The organism is Achromobacter spanius, assembly GCF_002812705.1.
GTDB lineage: Bacteria > Pseudomonadota > Gammaproteobacteria > Burkholderiales > Burkholderiaceae_B > Achromobacter > Achromobacter spanius.
Genome location: NZ_CP025030.1, coordinates 3,317,152 through 3,335,001, shown reverse-complemented (window position 1 = coordinate 3,335,001; position 17,850 = coordinate 3,317,152). Strand labels below are relative to the sequence as shown.

General features: G+C 63.3%; 16 protein-coding genes. 11 read left to right on the top strand and 5 right to left on the bottom strand.

The features are described 5' to 3' along the window. Positions 1-5 precede the first annotated feature (5 nt). From gshB to thrS, 3 genes are all read right to left on the bottom strand, one after another. Positions 6-977 (bottom strand): glutathione synthase, encoded by a 972-nt coding sequence (gene gshB / locus CVS48_RS15130; protein WP_100855153.1) that lies wholly within the window; start codon positions 975-977, stop codon positions 6-8. A 157-nt stretch (positions 978-1,134) separates the two neighbouring features. Then, positions 1,135-1,689, bottom strand: coding sequence for a translation initiation factor IF-3 (infC, locus tag CVS48_RS15125; protein WP_100855152.1), 555 nt, complete (start codon positions 1,687-1,689; stop codon positions 1,135-1,137). A 20-nt stretch (positions 1,690-1,709) separates the two neighbouring features. Further along, entirely contained in the window at positions 1,710-3,662 is a 1,953-nt protein-coding gene (gene thrS / locus CVS48_RS15120) for a threonine--tRNA ligase (RefSeq protein WP_100855151.1), read from the bottom strand. Positions 3,663-4,239: 577 nt separating this feature from the next. On the opposite strand from thrS, the gene CVS48_RS15115 reads away from it, so the two are divergent. Continuing rightward, a complete protein-coding gene (locus CVS48_RS15115) occupies positions 4,240-4,983 on the top strand; it encodes a response regulator (protein ID WP_100855150.1) in 744 nt (247 codons plus the stop codon). Between the two features lie 34 nt (positions 4,984-5,017). On the opposite strand, the gene hemN is transcribed toward CVS48_RS15115, so the two are convergent. Further along, positions 5,018-6,445, bottom strand: a complete 1,428-nt coding sequence (gene hemN, locus CVS48_RS15110) for an oxygen-independent coproporphyrinogen III oxidase (RefSeq protein ID WP_167401004.1) — start codon at positions 6,443-6,445, stop codon at positions 5,018-5,020. Positions 6,446-6,571: 126 nt separating this feature from the next. On the opposite strand from hemN, the gene CVS48_RS15105 reads away from it, so the two are divergent. The 10 genes from CVS48_RS15105 (at position 6,572) to CVS48_RS15060 (ending at position 16,735) form a co-directional block, all read left to right on the top strand. Then, complete coding sequence (locus CVS48_RS15105) at positions 6,572-6,844, top strand: hypothetical protein (protein WP_100855149.1); 273 nt, start codon at positions 6,572-6,574, stop codon at positions 6,842-6,844. 156 nt (positions 6,845-7,000) lie between these two features. After that, positions 7,001-7,744 carry a FadR/GntR family transcriptional regulator gene (locus CVS48_RS15100; protein ID WP_100855148.1) on the top strand — a complete coding sequence of 248 codons (744 nt, stop codon included), beginning with the start codon at positions 7,001-7,003 and terminating at the stop codon, positions 7,742-7,744. Further along, positions 7,741-8,985, top strand: coding sequence for a Zn-dependent hydrolase (locus CVS48_RS15095; RefSeq protein WP_100855147.1), 1,245 nt, complete (start codon positions 7,741-7,743; stop codon positions 8,983-8,985). The genes CVS48_RS15100 and CVS48_RS15095 overlap by 4 nt, the downstream gene beginning before the upstream one ends. A gap of 249 nt (positions 8,986-9,234) precedes the next feature. Continuing rightward, the gene (locus CVS48_RS15090) at positions 9,235-10,809 is read left to right on the top strand and encodes an ABC transporter substrate-binding protein (RefSeq protein ID WP_100855146.1); all 1,575 of its coding nucleotides are present in this window, start codon (positions 9,235-9,237) and stop codon (positions 10,807-10,809) included. A 102-nt stretch (positions 10,810-10,911) separates the two neighbouring features. After that, complete coding sequence (locus CVS48_RS15085) at positions 10,912-11,919, top strand: ABC transporter permease (protein WP_100855145.1); 1,008 nt, start codon at positions 10,912-10,914, stop codon at positions 11,917-11,919. Beyond that, on the top strand, positions 11,916-12,755 hold the full coding sequence (locus tag CVS48_RS15080) for an ABC transporter permease (RefSeq protein WP_100855144.1): 840 nt from the start codon (positions 11,916-11,918) through the stop codon (positions 12,753-12,755). The genes CVS48_RS15085 and CVS48_RS15080 overlap by 4 nt, the downstream gene beginning before the upstream one ends. 9 nt (positions 12,756-12,764) lie before the next feature. Beyond that, complete coding sequence (locus CVS48_RS15075) at positions 12,765-14,396, top strand: ABC transporter ATP-binding protein (protein WP_100855143.1); 1,632 nt, start codon at positions 12,765-12,767, stop codon at positions 14,394-14,396. 55 nt (positions 14,397-14,451) lie between these two features. After that, a complete protein-coding gene (locus tag CVS48_RS15070; RefSeq protein WP_100855142.1) occupies positions 14,452-14,742 on the top strand; it encodes a cupin domain-containing protein in 291 nt (96 codons plus the stop codon). Between the two features lie 19 nt (positions 14,743-14,761). Continuing rightward, the gene (locus tag CVS48_RS15065) at positions 14,762-15,826 is read left to right on the top strand and encodes a histone deacetylase family protein (RefSeq protein ID WP_100855141.1); all 1,065 of its coding nucleotides are present in this window, start codon (positions 14,762-14,764) and stop codon (positions 15,824-15,826) included. Between the two features lie 15 nt (positions 15,827-15,841). Then, entirely contained in the window at positions 15,842-16,735 is an 894-nt protein-coding gene (locus CVS48_RS15060) for a DMT family transporter (RefSeq protein WP_100855140.1), read from the top strand. A gap of 12 nt (positions 16,736-16,747) precedes the next feature. Here CVS48_RS15060 and gntR read toward each other — a convergent pair whose 3' ends face one another. Then, positions 16,748-17,773: an HTH-type transcriptional regulator GntR gene (gene gntR, locus CVS48_RS15055; RefSeq protein WP_100855139.1), complete on the bottom strand. Its 1,026-nt coding sequence runs from the start codon at positions 17,771-17,773 to the stop codon at positions 16,748-16,750. Between the last annotated feature and the right edge of the window lie 77 nt (positions 17,774-17,850).

Below are 17,850 nucleotides of genomic sequence, written 5' to 3'. Positions count from 1 at the left end.
AGAGATCAGGCCGCGCGAGCAGTCGTCGCCACGGCCTTTTCAAGCGCCTGGACGAACATGCCCGCGACATCGAAACCGGTCTGTTCGGCAATCTCTACGAAACAGGTGGGGCTGGTGACGTTGACTTCGGTGACGTAATCGCCAATGACGTCCAGGCCGACCAACAGCAGGCCGCGAGCGGCAAGCTTGGGGGCCACGGCTTCGGCGATTTCGCGGTCGCGCGCGGACAATTCTTGCGCCACGCCACGGCCGCCGGCAGCCAGGTTGCCGCGCGTTTCGCCAGCCAGGGGAATGCGTGCCAGCGAATACGGCACCGGCTCGCCGCCGATCAGCAGGATGCGCTTGTCACCGTTGACGATCTCAGGGATATACCGTTGGGCCATGATGGTGCGCGCGCCGTTGTCGGTCAGCGTTTCCAGGATGGCGTTCAGGTTGGGGTCTTTGGGCTGCAAGCGGAACACGCCAGTGCCACCCATGCCATCCAGCGGCTTCACGATCACGTCGTGATGCGTGTCGTGAAAGGCCTTCAGGCGAGCCATGTTGCGCGTCACCAGCGTCGGGGCGGTGAACTCGCTAATCTCGGTGATAGCCAGCTTTTCGGGATGGTTGCGGATGGCGGCGCCGGTGTTGAACACACGGGCGCCTTGCGCCTCGGCGTATTCAAGCAGGTGCGTGGAATACACGTATTCCATGTCGAAGGGAGGGTCTTTTCGCATGACCACGGCGCCAAAATCCGCCAGCGGCAGATCTTGCGCGGCGGACTCCGTCCACCAGTCGTGGCCGTGCAGGTCGGCGTCCGCCACCAGCGCGATGGGCGTGGTGACAGCCTTGACCGTGCCGGCCTCAATGTAGAGGTCGCCCTGCATGGCCACGCTAAGCGTGTGACCGCGCGCCACGAGGGCACGCATCATGGCAACCGAACTGTCCTTGTACGCCTTGAGAAGCGGCAAGGGATCAATAACGAACAATACATGCATCGCGACACCCTGAACGTACGCCGCCTTCCCTAGTGGGAAGGCGGCATTTTTTACATCGTAGCGCAGAGCCGCCCAATAAGCGAACCCGCCGGTCACACAATGGACGGCGGGTCGGATGGGAAGCGGCCGGCCCTCCAGGGAAGGCCAAGGCTGGAACTTACGCCGCCGTCTCAGGCTTGCCCGCAGCGGGCACGACCTTCTTCTTGGGCGCCAGCACCATGACCATCTGACGGCCTTCGAGCTTCGGCATGGCTTCGACCTGGGCAAGTTCCAGCAGATCGTCACGCACACGTTCAAGCACGCGCATACCAAGTTCCTGGTGGGCCATTTCGCGGCCACGGAAGCGCAGCGTCACCTTGGCCTTGTCGCCTTCTTCGAGGAAGCGGCGCAGGTTGCGCAGCTTGACTTGGTAGTCGCCCTCGTCGGTGGCCGGACGGAATTTGACTTCCTTGACCTGGATGACCTTCTGCTTGGAACGAGCTTCGGCTTGGCGCTTCTGCTCTTGGTACTTGAACTTACCGTAGTCCATCAAACGGCAGACCGGCGGCTCGGCGTTCGGCGCGATTTCCACCAGATCCACGTCGCTTTGCTCGGAAAGACGGAACGCGTCGGCAATCTTGACGATGCCCAGCTGTTCTCCTTCCAGACCTATCAGGCGCACCTCGGGGACGCGGATTTCACCGTTGATGCGATTGGCTTTTTCAGTGGCGATGTTGAAAGCTCCTAGAAATGTTAAGCAGCACTGCTATCAGGTTGATTGACGTCGCGACGGGCGGAGACATCCTCGGACAATCGCGCGACGAATTCGTCGTATGCGATGGCGCCAAGGTCCAATCCACCCAGACCGCGAACGGCTACGGTGCCATTTTGTTTTTCCTTGTCGCCGACGACAAGAATGTACGGCACCTTTTGCAGGCTGTGCTCCCGGATTTTACGAGTGATTTTTTCACCACGCAAATCGGACTCTACTCTAAAGCCTTGTTTTTTCAGGCTTTGTGTTATTTCAGCCGCATAATCGGCCGAAGGTTCGGAAATGCAGCATACAACGGCTTGCACCGGGGCCAGCCAGGGCGGCATCGCGCCGGCATGGTTTTCGATCAACATGCCGATGAATCGCTCAAGCGAACCCAGGATGGCACGGTGCAGCATGACCGGCGGACGGCGCTGGTCGTTCTGGTCGACATACTCGGCGCCCAGGCGTACCGGCATCGAGAAGTCGACCTGAATGGTACCGCATTGCCAGTGGCGGCCGATGGCGTCTTTCAGGGTGTATTCCACCTTGGGACCGTAAAACGCGCCTTCCCCGGGGGAAATCTCGAATTCGCAGCCCGTGCGGCGCAGGCTTTCCATCAGGGCCTGCTCGGCCGTATCCCAGACTTCGTCCGACCCGATGCGCTTTTCAGGGCGCGTGGCAACCTTGTACAGCACTTCGGTGAAACCGAAGTCGCGGTAGACCTTTTGCAGCAATGCCGTGAAGTCGGCGCATTCGTCCTGCAACTGCTCTTCGGTACAGAAAATGTGACCGTCGTCTTGCGTGAAACCCCGCACGCGCATCATGCCGTGCAGCGAACCCGAGGGCTCGTTGCGATGGCACTGACCGAATTCGCCGTAGCGCAGCGGCAGCTCGCGGTAGGAATGCAGGCCGGCGTTGAAAATCTGCACGTGGCCCGGGCAGTTCATCGGCTTCAGGCCATAGACGCGGTTCTCGGACTCGGTCGTGAACATGTTTTCACGATAGTTGTCCCAGTGACCGGTCTTTTTCCACAGCGAGATGTCCAGGATTTGCGGTGCCTTGACTTCCTGGTAGCCGTTGTTGTTATAGACGGAGCGCATGTACTGCTCCACCTGCTGCCACAACGCCCAACCCTTGGGGTGCCAAAAGATCAAGCCCGGCGCTTCATCCTGGAAGTGGAACAGGTCAAGTTCGCGGCCGATCTTGCGGTGGTCGCGGCGCTCGGCCTCTTCCAGCATGTGCAGGTAGGCTTCCTGTTCTTCCTTGGTGGCCCAGGCCGTGCCGTAAATGCGCTGGAGCATTTCATTCTTGCTGTCGCCGCGCCAATAAGCGCCAGCCACTTTCATCAGCTTGAAGACTTTCAGCTTGCCCGTGGACGGCACGTGGGGGCCGCGGCACAGGTCGATGAAGTTGCCTTCGCGATACAGGCTGAGCGGCTCGTTCGACGGAATCGACGCGATGATCTCGGCTTTGTATTTTTCGCCAATGCCCTTGAAGAACTCGACGGCGTCGTCGCGCGACCATTCTTCGCGCGTCACGATTTCGTCTTTCTTGGCCAGCTCGGACATCTTCTTTTCGATGGCCGTCAGGTCTTCGGGCGTGAACGGACGCTTGTACGAGAAATCGTAGTAGAAGCCGTTGTCGATGACGGGGCCGATGGTGACCTGGGCGTCCGGAAACAACTCCTTCACGGCATAGGCCAGCAGGTGGGCCGTGGAGTGGCGGATCAGGTCCAGGCCGTCGGCGTCCTTGGCGGTCACGATCGCCAGGCGCGCATCGCCTTCGATGCTGAAGCTGGTGTCGACCAGCTTGGAGTCCGCGCCGTCAAACGTCACGCGGCCGCCCAAGGCGGCCTTGGCCAGGCCCGTACCGATCGACTGCGCCACTTCGGCGACCGTGACCGGCCCCGGATATTGGCGTTGCGAACCATCGGGCAATGTGATCTGTACCATCGGGAGTGCTTCCTGGGGTTCTTGGGAACGAGAAAATCAATAAACGAAACGGAAACGAAAAACGCGGCCTGAGAGCCGCGTTTTTTGGTTGTCTTGCTGAGTTCTGCCGCTGACCTGACACGGTGGAACCCGACGCACGAAAAACTAACGCGACATAGGGCGAAAGTTCCGGGTCGTAGTTCGTGCCAGCGGGAAAGACATGATTCTAAGCCTGATGAAACGCGCCCAAGGCGGCGCGATAAATATTGAGAAATCAAGTTGTAGCCATCGATTCACGCTGGAACCACGCGGGGAAAACCCCGGACACCAACGGAACGAGTGCAATTAACGTTGCCGATTGTAGCACCCTTTGCGCCCATCCCGAAGGCCGGCACACGCCCCCCTTGCCGGGGAGAAGACCGAATGCGCACTCGAAGGTGCAACGGTCTGATTTTCGCGTGATTCCTATCCGGACAGCCGCCCGAAAACGTAACCTTCCATCGCAAATTTACGACTGACCGCGGAGCGTGCTCCGGACTTCAACTCTAGCCGGCTGAACCCGCCACCAACGTCCTTTTTCCCGGCTTGTGGAGCATCGATGAAAGCTGTCCCAAAACTTGTGACCAAAGCGGCAACGCTTTCAACCCCGTCTCGCTGCGGCGATGGCGGCAGCCGCTCAGGCGGGCGCCGGCACCTGCTGCTGTCGCGCCTGCCTTCGGTCATCAAGGTCGCAATACTTGACGACCATCCGGTCGTGGCGCTGGGCGTCAGCGCATACCTGGAAAGCCGGCCGGGCTTTCGGGTACTGCATCGCGAAACGTCCGCCCGCGCCTTGCTGGAAAAACTGAGCAAAGCACCCTGTGACGTTGCCCTGATCGACTTCTACCTGCCCCAGGAACCCTGGGACGGCGTCAATTTCCTGCGCCGCTTGCGGCGCTACCACCCTACCCTGTCGATCATCACGTTTTCGGCCGGCAACCGGCAGGAAACGCAATACGCCGCCTACCGCGCAGGGGCCAACGGCTACCTTGCCAAGCAATGGGGCATGATGCTGTTGCCGGAGATCATTCGAGGCGTGCTTAGCAGCAAGGATGATTTTCTTTCGGTGCAAGACGGCAAGATCCGCCCGCTTCTGCCTACCAACCCGCATGCGATGCTGACCACGTCGGAAGTCGAAATTCTGCGTCACATCAGCCAGGGGCTGTCGGTCACGCAGATTGCGGCGCGGCTCATGCGGAGCAAGAAGACCATCAGCACCCACAAGCGCCGCGCCATGCGCAAGCTGCAGTTGGCCGACGACCTGTCGCTGGCGCTCTACCTGCGGGAAAAGTTCGCCGAATGAAACCGCCTTGCAGCGGCGATCTCAGGCCTCGATGTCAAATAATGCGGGAATAGCTGGCAGTGCTGCTGACGCTGCCCAGATAACCGTCAAACACCATCGCGACGGCTCGCACAAAATACCAACCCAACCCGGTCACCTGCACGTCCCCCGCCCGCAGGTTGACCAGCCCCAACTGGGCCAGATTGGCCATTTGCAGCAGTTCGCGGCTGAAATAGTCACCAAAGCGCAACCCATGGCGCGCTTCGACCGTGGCGAAGTCGACGCGCCCCTGACACATGATGTCCATGATGACGTCGCGCCGCACCAAGTCGTCGGGCGACAGCGTCAGGCCCCGTTCGACCGCGAAATGACCGGCTTCGATGGCGCCATAGTACGCATCCAGCACCTTTGCGTTTTGGCTGTACGTGTTGCCGATGCGACCGATGGCCGACACGCCCAGCGCGATCAGGTCACGATCAGGCTGCGTGCTGTAACCCTGAAAATTGCGATGCAGTTCACCCCGCTGCCTGGCGATCGCCAGCGCGTCGGTGTTCAGCGCGAAGTGGTCCATGCCGATGTAGGTATAGCCCTGCTGCAAGAAACCATCGATGGCGGAACCCAGCAAGCCGACCCGCGTTGCGCGCTCGGGCAAGTCTGCTTCATTGATGCGGCGCTGGGGCTTGAAGCGTTCTGGCAAGTGCGCGTAGGCGTAGAGCGCGATGCGGTCGGGGCGCAGCGCCACCACCTGCTTGATCGTGCGCGCGAAAGATTCTGTGGTCTGCAAAGGCAGGCCGTAGATCAAATCCATGTTGACCGAGTCATAGCCCAGCGCGCGGGCGCTTTGCATCAGCGTCCGGACATCTTCGAAGGACTGCACGCGATGCACTGCCTTTTGCACGCGCGCATCGAAATCCTGCACGCCGAAGCTCAGCCGGTTGAATCCCAATTCGCGCAAATGCGCCAGGCGTTGCGGCGTGGCCGTGCGGGGATCGACCTCGATGGAGATCTCGGCATCCGGCGCAAACTGGAAAGCCGCCCGCAAGTCCTGCATCAGACGGGTCAGTTCGTTGTCGGACAGAAAGGTTGGCGTGCCCCCGCCAAAATGCAGTTGCGACACGGGAACGCCCGCGCCAAGCTCGTTGACGTGCAGCGCAATTTCGCTTGCCAGCGCATCCAGGTATCGGGCGGCGCGATCGTGATGCCGGGTCACCACCTTGTTGCACGCGCAGTAATAGCAAACCGAATCACAAAACGGAATGTGCACGTACAGCGACAGGGGCTCGGTAGGACAGGTGGCGCGCCGCTGTCGCAGCGCCAGCCGATAGTCTTGTTTACCAAAATTGCCGTGATAGCGGTCGGCCGTGGGATACGACGTATAGCGCGGCCCGTTCTTGTCCAGCCTGGCCAGCAACTGAGGGGGAAAAAAAGGCGCGGCGGCGACAGGCGCGGGCGGCGATTCGGATGGGCGTAGGGCGGCTTGCATACCCGGGATTATTCGCCCATGCCTGCCGCCGCATCTTGATCTTGCGCAAACCCCGGTCGCCCCCGCGCGCGCGACTTGCCCCGCCCTTAAAATGCCCCCTTTCACGTTGCATAACAAGGACGCCTCATGGGCACTGAACTGGACGGCCGCCTGCTGGCCATGCGCCAGGCGCTGGCAATTGCCATCGCCCTTTCCACCCGCAGCAGCCCCCAAGCCACCGACATGGCACTGGAACTGCTGAACGATCTGAAGGCAAGCATGGACAACGCGCCTTCCGACAGCCCCTTCGAAAAGCCCGAATGGGTGGTGGGCGCGCACGACGAACTGGACGGCATCGCCCGCCTGGTTCGCGCTTTCACGCAGACGCCGGAACCCGACGGCGACAACGGACAGCAATAGTCCTACCGCGCGCTTCCTAACTGGCCTGACCACCAGATAGGAAGCCGTGGAATCCCTCTGATCGTTTTCCCTGAAGACGCGATATTTCCCTTCTATTTCAATGGCGACGTGCCTATATTGGTGGCCTGACCACCAGGCCATAGCAACGTCCCATTGATGAGCACTTTCCAGGCTGTCGCCGCCACCCGCCTTTACCGCATGATTGCCGACCAGATCGCCGGCCGCATCCGGGCGGGCGACTTTGCTCGGGGCGGACGCTTGCCGTCCGAGCGCGAGCTGGCGGAACAACTGCAAGTCAGCCGGGCGTCCATCCGCGAAGCGTTGATTGCCCTGGAGATCGAAGGCTATGTGGAAGTGCGGGTGGGCACGGGCGTGTTCGTCACCATCGCGCCCGACGGCGCCGCGTTTCCCGCCCTGCCCGCCACCGGCGCGGCCATGCTCGCCGGGCAGGACGACATCGGTCCCTTCGATCTGCTGGAAGCGCGCATGCTGATTGAACCGGAATGCGCCGCGCTGGCCGCGCATCAGGCCACCCCCGCGCAAATCGCCGCCATCCGCGACGCCCACGCCGCCATGTCATTGACCGAGTCGCCCGGCGACCACGACCGCGCGTTCCACAGCGCCATTGGCGCGGCCTGCGGCAATGCCGCGCTGGCCTCGGCCGTGGCGCACTTGTGGAACCTGAGCCAAGCCAGCTCGGTGTACAGCCGCATGCAGGACTACTTTGTCACCACACGAGCCTGGGCCGCCGCCCAGGCCGAGCATCAGCGCATCCTGACCGCCATCACGGCGCGGGACCCCATCCGCGCGCGCCACGCCATGCACACGCACCTGTTGGGCATCCTGGCCAGGCTGCGCGAAGACTTCGACTCACTTTCCGACCATCGAGGCGCCCCATGACATCGTCTTCCCTGTCCATCAATGGCCAACGGCTGTGGCAGTCCTTGATGGATCTGGCGCAAATTGGCGCTACCCCCAAAGGCGGCAACTGCCGCCTGGCGCTCACCGCGCTGGACGGCCAAGGCCGCGACCTGGTCACCGCCTGGATGCGCGAAGCAGGCCTGACCGTCAGGGTGGACCAGGTCGGCAATATTTTTGCGCGCCGCGCGGGCCGCAACAACGACCTGCCGCCCGTCATGACCGGCAGCCACATCGATACGCAGCCCACCGGCGGCAAGTTCGACGGCTGTTATGGCGTGCTGGCCGGGCTTGAAGTGATGCGCACATTGAACGATGCCGGCGCGCAGACCGAAGCGCCGCTGGAACTGGCCATCTGGACCAACGAGGAAGGATCGCGCTTTGTGCCCGTGATGATGGGGTCCGGCGTGTTCGCCGGAAAATTTCCCTTGGAAACAGCGCTGTCGGCGCAAGACGCTCAAGGTATCGCCGTGCGCGACGAGCTTGCGGCCATTGGCTATGCGGGTGCGGACCCGGTGGGCGGGCGTCCGGTTGACGCCTATTTTGAAGCCCATATCGAACAAGGCCCGATCCTTGAGCACGAGGAAAAGACCATCGGCGTGGTGACCGGGTCGCTTGGCCTGCGCTGGTACGACATCACGGTGACGGGCATGGAAATGCATGCCGGCCCCACCCCGATGGCGATCCGCCGCGACGCGCTGTTTGCCGCCAGCTTTCTGGTGCAGGCGGTAATCAACATTGCCAACGCGCATCAGCCGCACGGACGCGGCACCGTCGGAGAAATCCACGCGCATCCCGGGTCGCGCAACGTCATCCCGGGCCAGGTCCGTTTTACCGCCGACCTGCGCCACGAAGACGAAGCCACCTTGACGCGCATGGACCAGCAATGGCGGCGCGCCTGCGATGACATCGCGGTGGCCCATGGCGTGCAAGTCGATCTGAAAGACGTGCAGTATTTCCGCCCGACACCGTTCGACACCGACCTGGTGGACAAGGTGCGCCAGGGCGCGGCCCAGCGCCACCTGCCCGCCATGAACATCGTGACGGGCGCCGGACACGATGCGGTCTACATGGCCGCGGTGGCGCCGACCGCCATGATCTTCGTGCCGTGCAAGGACGGCATCAGCCACAACGAAATTGAAGACGCGCAGCCCGAGCATCTGGAAGCCGGCTGCAACGTCCTGCTTGACGCCATGGTGGCGCGCGCCAACGCCGCGCGCTAGCGGCCACGTTTCAGTCCGATCAATGCACCGCCCTTGCCGACGTCCTCAGGCACGCCGCGGTGCACCGCCGATTTCGCCGCAATGGTGCGCGGCCTGTCTTACCCAGCACCTGTACGAAGCATGGCTGTAGCGGCTTCACCTGTAGTACCCCTGAGAAACCCAGGTGGCACAAGGTTTGCTTGTCAAAGCACGGCATCCGCCGCGCAGCGGCGGTCACCTGTCAGTCCCTTTCCAGCCCGGAGGCTCGCAGTGAAATCGAAGAAATGGTTCTCCCTAAGCATCGGCGCATTGGTCCTTGCGGCCGCGCTACCCGCCACCCAGGCATTGGCTCAGACCAAGGGCGGCACTCTGAACATGATTGTTCAGCCCGAGCCGCCTGTGATCGTCACGGCCATCAACCAGCAAGGGCCCACGCAATTCGTCGCGGGCAAGATCTACGAAAGCCTGCTGACCTACGACACCAGCCTGAAGCCCAAGCCCGGCCTGGCAAAGTCCTGGGAAGCGTCGGCAGATGGCTTGACCTATACCTTCCACCTGCAAGACAACGTCAAGTGGCATGACGGCAAGCCGTTCACGTCCGAAGACGTTGTGTTCTCGCTGGCCGAGATGCTGCCCAAGACGCATGCGCGCGCCCGCGTCATCCTGAACAAGTTCGTCGATTCGGTCACCGCGCCCGACGCCAAGACCGTCGTCATCAAGCTGAAGACCGCCTTCCCGGCCTTCATGCTGATGTTCGAACCGGGCTTTGCACCCATGATGCCCAAGCATCTGTACGCCGGCACCGACTTCATGACCAATCCGGCGAACCAGAAGCCGGTGGGCACGGGCCCGTTCATGTTCAAGGAATGGAAGCGTGGCGAATACATCAAGCTGACGCGTAACCCCAACTACTGGAAGCCGGGCATGCCGTACCTGGACGAGTTGGTGTTCAACGTGATCCCGGACGCAGCCTCGCGCGCGGTGGCCTTCGAGCGCGGCAGCGTGGACGTGCTGCGCGGCGGCGACGTGGACAACGTCGACATCAAGCGCCTGCGCGCCCTGCCCAAGGTGGAATACACCACCGCCGGCTGGGAAATGTTCTCGCCGCAGGCCTACCTGCTCTTCAACATGCGCAAGCCGCCCTTCGACAATCTGAAGGTGCGTCAAGCGGTCATGGCTGCGATGAACCGTCAGATGGTGGTCAACAATATTTTCTTCGGCCTGGGCAAAGTGTCGACCGGCCCGTTCGTGACCACCGAAATGTTCTACGACAAGAACACGCCGCCCATGCCTTTTGACATGAAGAAGGCGCGCGCGCTGATCAAGGAATCGGGCATCAAGCCCGAGGACTACACGATCCGCCAACTGAGCTTCCCGTACGGCTCCACCTGGGACCGCCTGGGCGAATACACCAAGCAGGCGCTGGAACAACTGGGCTTCAAGGTGAACCTGGAATCCACCGACGCGGGCGGCTGGGCCAGCCGCACCGGCAACTGGGACTTCGACCTGACCACCAACTTCACCTACCAGTACGGCGACCCGGCGCTGGGCGTACAGCGTCTGTATATCTCGTCGAACATCGTCAAGGGGTCGCCGTTTGCCAACGTGCAGGGCTACAGCAACCCCGAGACCGACAAGCTGTGGGAAGCGGCCGCCTCTGAAGTCGACCCGGCCAAGCGCCAGGAGATCTACTCCAAGCTGCAGACGACGCTGGTCAACGAAGTGGCCAACGGCTTCATGGTGGATATGGAGTTCCCCACCCTGTACCGCGCCAACGTCAAGAACCTGGTCAAGACCGCCATTGGCCTGAACGAATCGTTCGACGACGTCTACATCGAAAAGTAAGCGCAGCAAGACGCCGCCGCGGAGCTCCCCGCGGCGGCGGATCCCGGCCGCGCGGCGGGCAGGCCCTGGGCTGCCCACGCCAGCCTGAGAAGGACATCAAGCATGAAATTCCTGTCTTTTCTGTTGTCCCGCATCGGCAAGGCCCTGGTGGTCGTGCTGGGCGTGGTGATCATCAATTTCTTCCTGATCCGCCTGGCGCCCGGCGACCCCGCCGCTGTGCTGGCGGGCCAGGCCGGCGCGGGCGATGCCGCCTACGTCGACCAGTTGCGCGTGGCCTTCGGGCTGGACAAGCCCATCATGACGCAGCTCATGCTGTATCTCAAGGGCGTGGTGCAACTGGACCTGGGCTTTTCATATCGCAACCACGTGCCGGTGCTGGACCTGATCGTTGAACGCCTGCCCGCGACGTTCCTGCTGATGTCCTGCGCCTTTGTGTTTTCCATTGTGCTGGGCGTGTTCCTGGGTGTAGTCGCCGCCAAGGCGCGCTACCGCAACAAGCGCCGCTGGATCGACAGCTCGGTCATGACGGGCGCGCTGCTGCTGTACGCCACGCCGCTGTTCTGGCTGTCGCTGATGGGCATTCTGCTGTTCTCGGTGGTGCTGGGCTGGCTGCCCGCCTTCGGCATGGAAACCGTGGGCGCCGGCTTGACCGGATGGGCCCGCGCCTCGGACATCGCGCAACATCTGATCCTGCCTACCGTCACCCTGGGCTGCTTCTTCATGGCCGTCTACGTGCGCTTGACGCGGGCGTCGATGCTGGAAGTGATCGGCATGGACTTCGTGAAGACGGCGCGCGCCAAGGGGGTAAGCCCCAGCCGCGTGATTCGCGCCCACGTGTTGCGCAACGCCCTGCTGCCCGTCATCACCTTCGCCGGCATCCAGCTTGGCCAGATGGCCGGCGGCGCGGTGCTGACCGAAACCGTGTTCGCGTGGCCGGGCATCGGCCGCCTGATGTTCGACGCCCTGCTGCAACGCGACTACCAATTGCTGCTGGGCATCTTCCTCGTCACTTCCATCATGGTGGTGGTGTTCAACCTGCTGACCGACGTGCTGTACCGCCTGATCGATCCGCGCATTGGCGCCGGTGCGCAGCAAGGAGCCGCCGCATGAAGTCATTTGCCCAACGTTATATGCGCAACTACGGCGCAGTGGCTGGCCTTGCCATCATGCTGATCGTGGTGATCGTCGCGCTGGCCGCCCCGCTGCTGTATGAAGAGTCGCCCTGGATGATGGTGGCCGACCCCTTGATTCCGCCGTTCACCAATGCCGCCTACCCCTTTGGCACCGACATGCTGGGGCGCGACATCACGGCGGGTCTTGTCTGGGGCGCGCGCGTGTCGCTGATGGTGGGCCTGCTGTCGACCGCGGTGGCGCTGCTGTTCGGGATCCTGATCGGGTCGGTGGCCGGCTACTGCGGCGGGCGGGTGGACGACGCGCTGATGCGCTTCACCGAGTTCTTCCAGACCATTCCGCAATTGGCCATGGCGGTGGTGCTGGTGGCCATCCTGAGCCCGTCGGTGTATTCCATCATGGGGGCCATCGCCGTGGTGTCCTGGCCACCGGCGGCGCGGCTGGTGCGTTCGGAATTCATGACGCTCAAGCAGCGCGAATTCGTCCAGGCCGCCATCGTCATCGGCCAGACGCCCGCGCGCATCGTCAGCACCCAGATCCTGCCCAACGCCATGTCGCCCATCATTGTGTCGGCCTCGTTCATGGTGGCGACCGCCATCCTGACGGAATCGTCCCTGTCCTTCCTGGGCCTGGGCGACCGCAACCTGATGAGCTGGGGCTTCATGATCGGCGCGGCACGCACGATGATCCGCGAAGCCTGGTGGATGAGCGTCTGGCCCGGCGTGGCCATCTTGCTGACGGTGCTGGCCATCAACCTGATCGGCGAAGGCTTGAACGACGCCCTGAACCCCCAACTGCGCAAGCGCGGCGAATAGGAGGCCGACATGACCGAAGCCACGCCTCTGCTGTCCATCCAGAACCTGAGCATTGCGCTGCCCCGGGGCGGCGACCGCCCCTTTGCCGTGCAGGACATTTCGTACGATATCCACGCCGGCGAAATCCTCTGCATCGTGGGCGAGTCCGGTTCGGGAAAGTCCATGAGCGCCAACGCCATCATGGGCCTCTTGCCCGACTACCTGACGCCGCAGCAAGGCCGCATTCTGTTCCGTGGCAAAGACCTGCTGCGGCAAGACGAAGCCACCCTGCAAGCCATGCGCGGCAAGGACATGGCGATGATCTTCCAGGAGCCGCTGTCGGCCCTGAACCCGCTGATGACGGTGGGTGAACAGATCAGTGAAGTCATGCGCGTCCACAACGCCTATCCGGGCGCCGAACGCATGCGGCGCACGCTGGAACTGCTGGACTTCGTGGGCCTGCCGGACCCGGCCACGCTCTACCACGTCTATCCGTTCCGCTTGTCGGGCGGCCAACGCCAGCGCGTGATGATCGCCATGGCGCTGGCTCTGGAGCCAGCGCTGCTGATTGCAGATGAGCCCACCACGGCGCTGGACGTCACCACGCAGGCGCAGATATTGGCGCTGATCGCCCGCATCCAGAAGGAAAAAGGCATGGGCGTGATGTTCGTTACGCACGATTTCGGCGTGGTGGCCGAAATTGCCCATCGCGTTGCCGTCATGGAAAAAGGCGTGCTGGTGGAGCAAGGCCCCGCCGACGAGGTCTTGAACCGACCGCGCCACCCCTACACCCAGCGCCTGATCGCGGCGGTGCCGCACCGCCGTGGCGAAGAACGCGCGGCAACCGGGGACGACACGCCCGTGCTGGAAGTGAAAGACCTGAAGAAAACCTACGTGATCGGCCATGGCTGGCTGGGCGGAAAACGTGAAGTGCATGCCGTGGACGGCGTCAGCTTCACCGTGCGGCGCGGCGAAACGCTGGGCATCGTGGGGGAATCGGGGTCGGGAAAATCGACCATCGGAAAATGCCTGCTGAAGCTGGTGGGCATCAACGGCGGGCAATTGATCTTCAACGGCCAGGACATCGCCAAGATGTCGGAGTCGCGCTTTCGCCCGATGCGCCACGACATCCAGATGATCTTCCAGGATCCGTTCGCATCGCTCAACCCGCGCCACACCGTGGGACGCATCATCAGTGACGGCCCGGTGGCCAACGGCGTGCCGCGCGCGAAGGCCGAGGCCCGCGTGCGCGAACTGTTGTCGCTGGTGGGCCTGGATCCGTCCGCCTTTGACCGCTATCCGAATCAGTTTTCGGGCGGGCAGCGCCAGCGCATCGGCATCGCGCGCGCGCTGGCGCTGGAGCCCAAGGTACTGGTGGCCGATGAATCGGTATCGGCGCTGGATGTGTCGGTGCAGGCCCAGGTGCTGCAACTGCTGCATGACCTGCAACAGCGCTTGCAGATTGCGCTGGTGTTCATCACGCACGACCTGCGGGTTGCCGCTCAGATCTGCAATTCGGTGCTGGTGATGCATCGTGGCAAGGTGGTCGAGTACGGCTCGCCGTCACAGATTTTCGACAACCCCCAGGATGCCTACACGCGGCAGCTGATCGCCGCCGTGCCCGGCCAGCACTGGGACCCCACTCAGGCGACAATGGCCTGATCACAAATGCCCTTCCCCGCAAGAAAACCCCGAGCCAACCTCAGGAGCATTCCTCGTGCAACGTCCCGCCGCCATTCCCACCGTGCAGATCGATAACGAATTGGTCACCGTCACCGAATGGCGCTTTCCGCCCGGTGGCGAAACGGGCTGGCATCGCCATGGCATGAACTACGTGGTGGTCCCGCAGACCACCGGCCCCTTGCTGTTGGACACGCCTACCGGCCAGGTCACCAGCCAGCTTACGACGGGCATCGCCTACTATCGACCGGTTGGCGTTGAGCACAACGTCATCAATCCCGGCGATACCGAATTCGTTTTTGTCGAAATCGAAATCAAGCAGGCCTGACGCATCAGCGAGGATCATCATGAAGGCGTTTTTCTCGGAAGAACAATTGCTGCACACCCCGCAGCAGTTCATGCGGCTGGGCCGGCTCAGCGCCCCCACCGATCTGCCGTCGCGAGCGGAAAGCCTGCAAGGCGCGCTGGCGGCGCGCGGCATCCTCGTGGAAGCCCCTTCCGACTACGGCCGCAAGCCGCTCGAGAACATTCACAGCGCCGACTACCTGAACTACCTGGAAACCGCCTACACCCGCTGGCAGTCGCTGAAGGCGCCCGGCGTGGACCCCGGGCCGGAAGTCCTGCCCAACCTGTCGCCTTACTACAGCGGCCGCATCGAACAGGCCGGGCGCGGGCCGTGCCCTTCGCCGTCCATCGTGGCGCAAACGGGCTACTACCTGAGCGACCTGTCTTGCCCGATCGGCCCGCACACCTGGCGCTCGGCGCTGCGGTCAACCCATAGCGCGGTGGCGGCGGCGGACCATGTCGCCAGCACGGCGGGCATGGCCTACGCGCTGTGCCGTCCGTCCGGCCATCACGCGCATCGTGACCGCGCCGGCGGCTTCTGCTACTTGAACAGCAGCGCGGCGGCGGCCAGCCGCTTGCTGCAAACCTGGTCCAAGGTGGCGGTGCTGGACGTGGACGCGCACCATGGCGATGGCACGCAGAACATCTTCTACCAGCGCGCCGACGTCATGACCGTGTCGCTGCACGCCGACCCCAGCGCCTACTACCCGTTCTATACCGGCTACGCGGACGAACGCGGCCACGGCGCCGGTGAAGGCTACAACCTGAACCTGCCACTTGCGCATGGGTCCGGCAACGATCCCTTCCTGGCCGCGCTGGACACGGCATTGACGGCGCTGGCCGGCTACGGGCCGCAAGCGCTGGTGCTGGCGTTGGGCTTCGACACCTACAAAGACGATCCCATCAGCGTGCTCAAGCTGGACATCGACGCCTACCGCGACATCGGCGCGCGCGTGGCCAGCCTGCGCGTGCCGACCGTCGTGGTGCAGGAAGGCGGCTACATGGTCCAGGCCATCGGCCCCGCGCTGGACGCCTTCCTGCAAGGCATGGGCCAGGCCAGCGCCTGACGCGCAAATCCTTCCATGGCCTCCGTTCCAGACGCCGTCCTGCCCGCCCCCGCCGCGTCGCGCAACGCGGGCATCCTGCTGTTCTTCGCGGCGCTGGTGGCATTCGCCACGTTTGACGCCGGTTCCAAGCACATGCTGGAACGCTATCCCGCGCCCTTTCTGAACGTGATGCGGTATTTGGCGGTGATTGTCCTGGCCGTGTACATGCTGTGGCGCCACGCCCCCGGCCTGCGCTTGCGCGACGCGCCCGAGAAACCGCTGCTGGTGCTGCGCGGGGTGACGCTGGCCACGGTGGCCACGTGCTTCATGACCGCGCTGATCTGGATGCCGCTGTCGGAAGCCACCGCCATCTATTTCACCTCACCGCTCATCATGGTGGCGCTGTCGCCCTGGCTGCTGCGCGAACGGGTGCGGCCCGTGCAGTGGGTGGCGGTAGCCGCGGGCTTTGCCGGCATGCTGTTGATTGTGCGCCCCGGCGCCGACTTGCCGCTGCTGGGCACGCTGTTGATGGCGGTCTCGGCCGTGTGCTACGCGATTTTCCAGGTGCTGACGCGCAAGCTGTCCGGCAAGGTGCCCGGGCCGGTCCAATACGCCTATACCGCGATCATCTGTCTGATTGTCACGGCGCTGCCCGCCCCCTTCTTCCTGCCGGACCCCTGGCCCGGCCCCGCCGATGCCACGCTGATCATCGCGCTGGGCGCGTGCAGTGGCTTGGCGCAGGTGTTGCTGATTGCCGCGTTCCAGCGCGTATCGGCCGCCACGCTGGCGCCCTTGAATTACTTCCAACTGCTGCTGGCGGTTTTGTTCAGCACGTTCTGGTTTCAACGGCCGCCAGACGGCCTGGCCTTGGCGGGCATGGGGCTGATCATGGCCTCGGGCGTGTTTCTGGCGCTGCGCCGCGCGGCATGACGCCGCCGCCTTTCAACTGGTTTCGCGCTGCACCAGGGTAAAACCCAAGTCCACATGCCGCTGGGCGACAGGCTCACCGGCCAGATGCCGCATCAACAGGTCGGCAGCCGACAGGCCGATCTGGTAGCGCGGCGTGGCGATGGTCGACAAGGGCGGCGTGGTCCAGGCGGTTCCGGCCAGGTCATGAAAGCCAATGATGGCCATCTGCTCCGGCACGCGCACGCCCAGCCTGCCGCACTGAAACACCGCGCCCTGCGCCAGGTCATCGTTGCAGAAGAAGACGGCATCGCAATCGGGATGCTGGGTGCGCAACGTTTCCAGCAAGGACGCGCCCAGGCTGATGGACGACTTCTCCGGCGTCATGATTTCAAGCGTGGCGTCGTAGCAGCCCGCGTCGCGCAGCGCCTGCCGCGCGCCCTCGCAGCGGCGCAGCGAACGCGGGTCCAATTGAGCCCCGATGATGCCGATGCGGCGGCGGCCGCGCTCCACCAGGTGGCGGCAAGCGGCATAGCCCGAATCAAACTGGGAAAAGCCCACGCTCATGTCCTCGCCATCGGCCAGCGTTTCGATGGTGTGCACCGTGGCGATCCGCTGCGTGCGCAGCAATGTCCAGGTGCCTGGGTTGTGGTCGATACCGGTCAAGATCACCCCGTCCGGCGAATGCTGCAGATACTTGCGCAGCAAGGCTTCTTCCGCGTCCGGCGAATACCCCGTCACCCCGATCAGCATGTGATAACCCTGCTGGTCCAGCACTTCCTTGATGCCGGAAATAATGTCCACGAACACCACGTTGCTCAACGACGGAATCAACACCACGATGGTTTGCGACCGTGCCGACGCCAACGCGCTGGCGGCATGGTTGGGCACGTAGCCCAAATCCTGGCAGACCCGGGCGATGCGCAGGCGCAAGGCCTCGGCCACCTTGTCAGGCGTACGCAGCGCGCGCGACACCGTGATGGCGCTGACGCCCGCACGGCGTGCAACCTCTTGCATGGTGACGCGGCCAGCGTGTGAGCTTCGGGGTTTACGGACGGACATTGGGCCTCGTGGTCGAATGGGAAGCGCGTAGTCTGACGCAAAAAACAGGGCTTGCCAAAGTCAAAATGTTAGCGCTA

What these genes read in the sequence shown, in the direction of transcription:
- CVS48_RS15060 (WP_100855140.1), top strand. Translation starts at nt 15,842, where the DNA reads ATGGCCTCCGTTCCAGACGCCGTCCTGCCCGCCCCCGCCGCGTCGCGC.
- gntR (WP_100855139.1), bottom strand. Translation starts at nt 17,773, where the DNA reads ATGTCCGTCCGTAAACCCCGAAGCTCACACGCTGGCCGCGTCACCATG.
- CVS48_RS15105 (WP_100855149.1), top strand. Translation starts at nt 6,572, where the DNA reads ATGGGCACTGAACTGGACGGCCGCCTGCTGGCCATGCGCCAGGCGCTG.
- CVS48_RS15085 (WP_100855145.1), top strand. Translation starts at nt 10,912, where the DNA reads ATGAAATTCCTGTCTTTTCTGTTGTCCCGCATCGGCAAGGCCCTGGTG.
- CVS48_RS15080 (WP_100855144.1), top strand. Translation starts at nt 11,916, where the DNA reads ATGAAGTCATTTGCCCAACGTTATATGCGCAACTACGGCGCAGTGGCT.
- CVS48_RS15100 (WP_100855148.1), top strand. Translation starts at nt 7,001, where the DNA reads ATGAGCACTTTCCAGGCTGTCGCCGCCACCCGCCTTTACCGCATGATT.
- gshB (WP_100855153.1), bottom strand. Translation starts at nt 977, where the DNA reads ATGCATGTATTGTTCGTTATTGATCCCTTGCCGCTTCTCAAGGCGTAC.
- CVS48_RS15075 (WP_100855143.1), top strand. Translation starts at nt 12,765, where the DNA reads ATGACCGAAGCCACGCCTCTGCTGTCCATCCAGAACCTGAGCATTGCG.
- CVS48_RS15115 (WP_100855150.1), top strand. Translation starts at nt 4,240, where the DNA reads ATGAAAGCTGTCCCAAAACTTGTGACCAAAGCGGCAACGCTTTCAACC.
- thrS (WP_100855151.1), bottom strand. Translation starts at nt 3,662, where the DNA reads ATGGTACAGATCACATTGCCCGATGGTTCGCAACGCCAATATCCGGGG.
- CVS48_RS15065 (WP_100855141.1), top strand. Translation starts at nt 14,762, where the DNA reads ATGAAGGCGTTTTTCTCGGAAGAACAATTGCTGCACACCCCGCAGCAG.
- hemN (WP_167401004.1), bottom strand. Translation starts at nt 6,445, where the DNA reads ATGCAAGCCGCCCTACGCCCATCCGAATCGCCGCCCGCGCCTGTCGCC.
- CVS48_RS15095 (WP_100855147.1), top strand. Translation starts at nt 7,741, where the DNA reads ATGACATCGTCTTCCCTGTCCATCAATGGCCAACGGCTGTGGCAGTCC.